Source organism: Nitrosomonas nitrosa, assembly GCF_003051105.1.
Lineage (GTDB): Bacteria > Pseudomonadota > Gammaproteobacteria > Burkholderiales > Nitrosomonadaceae > Nitrosomonas > Nitrosomonas nitrosa.
On the sequence record NZ_QAOO01000054.1, the window covers coordinates 1 to 6305 of the forward strand.

The 6305-nt window shown below is 45.7% G+C and carries 5 protein-coding genes; 2 read left to right on the top strand and 3 right to left on the bottom strand.

Going from position 1 to position 6305, the window contains the following annotated elements; all coding sequences use genetic code 11:
• Positions 1–212 precede the first annotated feature (212 nt).
• The 3 genes from C8R30_RS15240 to C8R30_RS15250 are packed head-to-tail and all read right to left on the bottom strand — an operon-like array spanning position 213 to position 2564.
• Complete coding sequence (locus tag C8R30_RS15240; RefSeq protein ID WP_107790517.1) at positions 213–1064, bottom strand: hypothetical protein; 852 nt, start codon at positions 1062–1064, stop codon at positions 213–215.
• 11 nt (positions 1065–1075) lie between these two features.
• Positions 1076–1741 carry a hypothetical protein gene (locus tag C8R30_RS15245; RefSeq protein ID WP_107790518.1) on the bottom strand — a complete coding sequence of 222 codons (666 nt, stop codon included), beginning with the start codon at positions 1739–1741 and terminating at the stop codon, positions 1076–1078.
• A 19-nt stretch (positions 1742–1760) separates the two neighbouring features.
• Positions 1761–2564 (bottom strand): TIGR04255 family protein, encoded by an 804-nt coding sequence (locus tag C8R30_RS15250; RefSeq protein ID WP_107790519.1) that lies wholly within the window; start codon positions 2562–2564, stop codon positions 1761–1763.
• Positions 2565–3286: 722 nt separating this feature from the next.
• Between C8R30_RS15250 and C8R30_RS15255 the strand changes: the two genes are divergently transcribed.
• A complete protein-coding gene (locus C8R30_RS15255; RefSeq protein ID WP_107790520.1) occupies positions 3287–4114 on the top strand; it encodes an encapsulin in 828 nt (275 codons plus the stop codon).
• Between the two features lie 86 nt (positions 4115–4200).
• Positions 4201–6165 carry a hypothetical protein gene (locus C8R30_RS15260; RefSeq protein WP_146162708.1) on the top strand — a complete coding sequence of 655 codons (1965 nt, stop codon included), beginning with the start codon at positions 4201–4203 and terminating at the stop codon, positions 6163–6165.
• Positions 6166–6305 lie beyond the last annotated feature (140 nt).

Consider the following 6305-nt stretch of genomic DNA (forward strand, 5'->3'; position numbering starts at 1 on the left):
AATCAGAGATGGGTGCTGGGTGAAATTCGTGTTTTTTATGCGAATTCTCTTAAAAAACACAATTAGGAACATATTTGAAGGAATAATTTCATTGCACTTCTAGGAAGCGCTTAAAAATTAGGCAACTCACTGTCGAAAAAATGGGGTTTTCGGGCTGACACTATTTATAACTAATATCAAATGCTTAGGGGTATTTCAGGACCAACTAAATACTAGATGGTGATCATGGGCTGTGGTGGATCGGTCTGTAGACTCATGTGCTCCAAACGCCATTGCTTGAGCATTTCTCTCTGGGCAACAGTTATCGCGCTGTCTGACACCGGGTCGCAATACTGAAGGCAAATATTTAGCCATCCGACTTCTGGCGAATGAAATGCTGTCTCGAAAAGGTCTTCTAATTCTTCCGCTGCCTTCGTGGCAGCGATTGCTGCGTTCGGCTCATCCTGAGAGCTGTCGTACAAGACGATGATTCCAAGCTGATAAAGATCTTCCGGGGTTTTACGCTCAACATCCTTGCCTTCGTCAAGATCGAATAATAGCGCTCGGATATGCTCCCCTCCAGCATCCAGAATGTTTTCTATTTTCTTGAGGAAAGCTTTTTTTCCTGGAATAGCTGCTGTTCGCAGGCGATGCTCAAAGGCCTCAGGAAATGCAGCTCGATGATAGCGGGATGCGAGCCATCTCTGGAGAATCCCGATACCACGTCCATCTAACCACACATCTTGGCGTGGATGTGTCGCAAATAATTTTGATTTAGCTATTAGTCGTTTTGTGGTTGCTAATAGCTCAATCGTGAGTGGCCCATTCTCCGTTTGGTACTCGATATGAAGTCGTCGGGCTGTCTTGCCGTATGAATCTCCGCCCAGCTTATCGATACGCCGACCAATGATCACTTCAGAATTTGGTTCTTTGTCAGCTCCTGCGGCTAGATCACAATCGTGAGAAATGACAACCACAAAAGACTGATCCGTATTTTCTGAATTCTGTAGATTGAGTGCTTTCACCGCTTCATCGGTTAGGACATCGCCTTGACGCCATAAAAGTTGCCGATCGGTGACTGCCATTTACTGATCACTTACACGTCTTCATTGACATGTGGCGTACCAAAGTCGATGTCGGTTAAGGGAGGATTGGGTCGCCCTGCAAGTCTAGCAACCAGGCGCTGACGTTGCTGCGACTCGCGCGACAGGGTATCAACTAGCGCCTGCGCTAATTCAACAGCCTTACCATGTTGTTTCAAAGATTCTAAAATAGACTGCCCGCCGCCAATCTTTCGACGAAGTATCTGAGGGGTGACATCAATTCCCGACTCTAGGAAGATATCGGCTACCTGTGCTAATTCCGAGAGCAGCTGAGCATTCTTAGGGGCTAGAGGACCTCCCTTGATCCATTCATGGACAGCCTGCCGTGACACGCCAAGGATTCTGGCGAGTTCGGAAACCGAGATCTTCGTGACTTCTCGTATATGCGAAATATCTCGAGCAGAAGCGCTAACTGGATCTGCGGTAGCTTTATGCTCTCCATTAATTTCGATCTGATTGATGTGCCAGTTTGCTGTGGCGGCACTAGCATGTAAATAGGTGGGCGATAATAATCCAAATGTTCCGGCAACGCAGTAGGTCAGGATGCGTCCACGCAAATTGGTTGATTGGATGGTTGTGAGAGAGTAGACATCGTCCTTAACAAAAGTGGTCTGGGTTGTTGGTTGTGAGGGCTTGTCTACTTGATAGGTTGCATACATAATTTATCTCCCGATTTTATCAGTCACTCCAGGCCGATACAGCAGGTGGCATTACTGCTGCCTCAAATGCAATGCCAACACCTTCTCGCAGTATTTTCAGCTGAGATTTTATGTGTTCGAGGTCAAAAGAATAGCGCCCTTCGATTGAAGCATCAGTGTCGATGATTGCATGAACACCGTCGATTGTACTAAAGCGGTTGGCAATTTTGACACCTATAGGCTGGAGATCCATCGGAAATCCAAGTGGCCCCGGTTGAATGATCGTTCTTGCTAGGATGTTACATTTGTCAGTCTGTATATGTGTTTCGGAGAACGAGTGGGACACTCGAACATTACTGGGTAGTCTACTACTCAGCCCCAAGATGCCGGGGGCTAGAAAATCAGGTAAACCATCTTCACCTGTAGGAGGAACAACTGCATCAAGATATCGTAGGCCAATCCGTTCTGTATGAGCTAGCGTCACACATTCGTGCACGATAGCCAAGCCTCGCATGAATTCATCAGAAAACGTCTCAAACGTATCGTATTCAGTCGTATGAAAAGACAAAGCATTCTGCTCGACAATGAATCCTTTTGTACTGTCTGTGCTGAAAAACATCAGCCTCTCAACCGGCTCAACGACGGGAGTATGTGGTTGTGAGGTATCTCCTATTTGTTGAGTCAGTGTAAATGACATAGAAACACCCTTTTTAAAGTCGGGGTAGCCAGCTTTCCGCATACGATCTTGGATGTCGGGTGCGTATGAACTCAAGCGCAAGACGGGATTATGCCGAACTTGGGCAATGGTGAAATACACCGGTGCGTTCTTCATTTTTTGTCCCATAGCACTCTCCAATTGACATCAAGTTTGGCAGTTTACACTTTGGTTGACATATTGGGAAGTTATTAGTTCGCATGGCAATCAAGCTATGTCCGCACGAAATGCAAAGAACTTAGATATGTGAATTACATTCCGGGTAGCCAATACTGAAAATAAACCGTTTGATGAGTTAGAGCATAATCTATTGATTTTTATCGTAAAAAATACAAGCTTGTGGGCTCTGCACTTGAATGACGGGTAGGGGTGGAGAGAATAATGGCGCAAGAGAGAAAAAATGAGTGAATTTGTGGGATTTCTTGAAACCTCGAAGTCCGCAAGAATCCGCATGAGCCTGCGCAAACACGCGAGAGTAGGTGAAAATACCAACCGGATGAGGGGTTGGTCTTTGGTGGTGGAATAAGGAGCCGAACAGAAGTCCTGTTTCCGAACAGAATAGCAATGTTTTGATCTTGAGGGCGGGAATTCACCGGGAAACAGGTGGGTGGTTGTTATTGTGTACTACGAATCTAGGCCTAACCCTACAGACTCCTTTCTCCAACAGTTCCTCAATAGGAGTTGACTGCTTGATCACCTTAGCTATTACCAAATTTGACAATATTTCATGCAGAAGTCATGATTACGATTAGTATACGCCAAATAGCGTCCCATTAGGTTGCCTTGTAGGCTGATATCGTGCAGCAAACCTGTACCCGTAAGAGATTTTTTATGAGAAGAGGAGAATTCAAATGGCTAATGATAGCTTGGAATTTAACTGGGATGCTTATAAGGAAAGCCTCAATCAACTTGCCCATGATGTAGCAAAAGAAAATCATGTGATGCGTCCTCTACTAAAGCTCTATGGAGAGCAAGGTAAGTGGGCACGAAATATCGTCCGTAACAAGATCACTGCAGATGATAATGGCCCGCTAACTGTCTCAATCGACGAGCAGAATCTCACTCCTGTCACGCTATCTCGTGAGATTAAGGTGGAGCGGGAGCAATTCGGTGACGTTAACGTACTCAACCGCCTAGTGAGGGATGCGGCCGTTCAAATTGCCAATGCAGAGGATGCTATCATTCTATTAGGTAATAACGTTAGCGGTAAATTAGGCGCTGTGGAAGCCAAGCATTTGAATAAACAAACCGGCCTCTTGGAAGCATTATCCTCAGAGCTACCTAAGAATCAGTCTGTCGCAGAAAGCGTTAGGCAGGGTATAACTGAATTAGTGCACAATAGGTGCGTAGGTAATTACGCAGCTGTGGTATCGATTGAACTGTTCACTCAAGCGAAAATGGGGAGGCAGAATGCGTCTGATACTGAGTTCGCTGAAATCAGTGATTTTCTCACAAAAGGATTTTCTTATTCTCCAACTCTTGAAGGTAGGACAGGTGTCATGATGTCATTAACCAGCGATGGCATAATGCTCGCTGTACCTGTCGACATTTCTGTTCAGTTGATTAAAGTAGAGAAGGATGCCTTTCTTGAGGTTGTCGAACAAATCCGGCTTGTCATAGATAAACCAGAGGCGATCGTCCCATTACGACCTATAAATAATAACCCTTCGGTTAAATAGAATAAGATTGCCTAGTTCAATAAGAATCATTGATTGAACCAAGTTTCAAGTAAAGGAAACTGAAGATGCGTTTCAAGCATGACCATATGCGTTTATGGGTTGAGCCCAATGAACACCTTGCACGTGGCACCATTGAACCTGGCTCTGATGTCAATCTTATGATCGGTGTAGAACCAGCAGATGCAAGCAACCAGGTTCAGCTTAGTTACCGTGTGAATGGTGGCCATGTGACAAATATAGCTGCCGAACCGGTGCGGCACGTAGGGGACACACAGTATTTTAAAGCCTGCCTTCCATGTAGTACCTTGCGTGACGGTGACTTAGTGGAATATTCCGCAGTGTGCCAGTGTGCAGGCCGGCAAGTACCCTCTGCACACGAGGCCGAGCAATTTGCTTCATCATTCCGAGTAATGAGCACGAGCGCTATGGGCGCTCAAGCACCATCGTCTAATGACAGAGAAAATGTGAAATCTATTTCAGTCGCTTCATCTTCAGGTGATCCACGAATACATACTGCTATCAGCGGCACCTACAAGCTCAAACAAACTCACCTTAGCTTGTTTGCTGTGGATCAAAAGACTGGTCACCCGATCGCACGGATACCGTTTTATGCAGAAGTGGGAGTCGTAGCCTATGTACCATCGCCCAAGCTGGAATGCAAGCTAAAAGAGACTATCAAGGATAGTTATAAGAAATTCCTTTACCGAAGTTCCTCAAATCCAGAAAGGTACTCGCGCGACATCCAGGTACCGGATGCATTTACTGATCCTCTTTGTGATGTTTTGTCATCTTTACTGTCTCCCGAAACAATCGATGCACTAGTTGGTGACAGCAATAAAGTATCAGATCTCATCACTGGAATCTTTACAAAAGCTAAAGAAATCAACAAAAATAATGAAATCAGTTCTAATGATCCTGAAGCATCTCGTCAGATTCTTGAGGCAGCAATCCGTGCCTACGTTAAAGAACACAATGACCTTCATTTAGCAGATCAAAATGCCCAACTACAAAAGATCGTTTGGGCCCATCCCATGGGTGTCCTAGCAACCGACCATGCAGGATACCTTTCTTTTGATCTGACCCGCCTTCCTCCAGATGTGGCTAGTGCCGTTGCTTCTGCGCTTGAAGCACGCCGTCGCAATCCAAATATTACGACAGAGACTTCTATCTGGCTTTATCCGATGGCTCAAGAAGAAAAATGCATTGACGCACTGGAGCAGGTGCGCTTTGCCCATGACGCAATTGTTGCCCGGATCGAGCTTGACGTAGAATTAGACCCAGTACTTTGCCAACCAAAGGTGTGCGAATTCGTCAAAAATTTAGGGATTGCTGCTATGCAGAACCCTAGCCTGACAGACTGGCGATTATCTCCTGCGTCCTTTGCCACTAATCCAAGCACTTTACTGGGAGAAGACGGTTGTGAGAGCCTTTTACCGGCGAACATTGCACTGCAGGAATTTTATTTTTATCAGATAGTAGGTCTCTCAGATATCCATCCCAATGACCTGCCACCTGAAACGCAAGGAAAAGTAAAATTTGGAGTTGCCCATGAATATCGTGTGGCATGGTATCCCCTCGGCCACTCATTAGGACAAATTCAGTATAGCTTGCCATTGGCACCAGGGGAGTCAGTCAACTTGGCGGTCATCGATTGGACGCGGCGCGATGTGGGCAGTCGTGCCGAAGATACATCAGCAAGCGAGCAGCTCGTGCATAACCAGCGCCGCGATCGCACGATTACCGAAACCGTCAATGCGGCGATCAAAGAGTATCAGGAAGGAAGCAGCTTCATGGCTGGAGCTGCTCTTTCAACAGGTATAGCCGGAACATTGGGCATGTTTGGAGTTGCTGCAGGTTTGGCAGGCTCTCTCGGTGGATCGAATTCGGACAGTCAGGGAAGCCGAGATATCGCCGCCAGTACCGTGCAAAAATTGAGCGATAACATCACTCAATCGAGTGCATCGATGCGAGAGCTCCAGAGTACAGTCGTTGTTCAAACTACGCAGCACGAAAAGGAAACTATTGAGACACGGACTGTTGTTAACTACTAAAGTTTCGGTGTTCGCGTAACATCAATAACATATTGATATATAAAGACAATAGTGTTCTAGAAGGATATAATATTGCTTGCCTAGAAATATTATTAACTCCTAATAGAACACTCATGAATCCTGTCACAAAAATTACAGTT

Bases quoted from the DNA above. Each gene is read 5' to 3' on its own strand.
- C8R30_RS15255 (WP_107790520.1), top strand. From the start codon at position 3,287: ATGGCTAATGATAGCTTGGAATTTAACTGGGATGCTTATAAGGAAAGC.
- C8R30_RS15245 (WP_107790518.1), bottom strand. From the start codon at position 1,741: ATGTATGCAACCTATCAAGTAGACAAGCCCTCACAACCAACAACCCAG.
- C8R30_RS15240 (WP_107790517.1), bottom strand. From the start codon at position 1,064: ATGGCAGTCACCGATCGGCAACTTTTATGGCGTCAAGGCGATGTCCTA.
- C8R30_RS15260 (WP_146162708.1), top strand. From the start codon at position 4,201: ATGCGTTTATGGGTTGAGCCCAATGAACACCTTGCACGTGGCACCATT.
- C8R30_RS15250 (WP_107790519.1), bottom strand. From the start codon at position 2,564: ATGGGACAAAAAATGAAGAACGCACCGGTGTATTTCACCATTGCCCAA.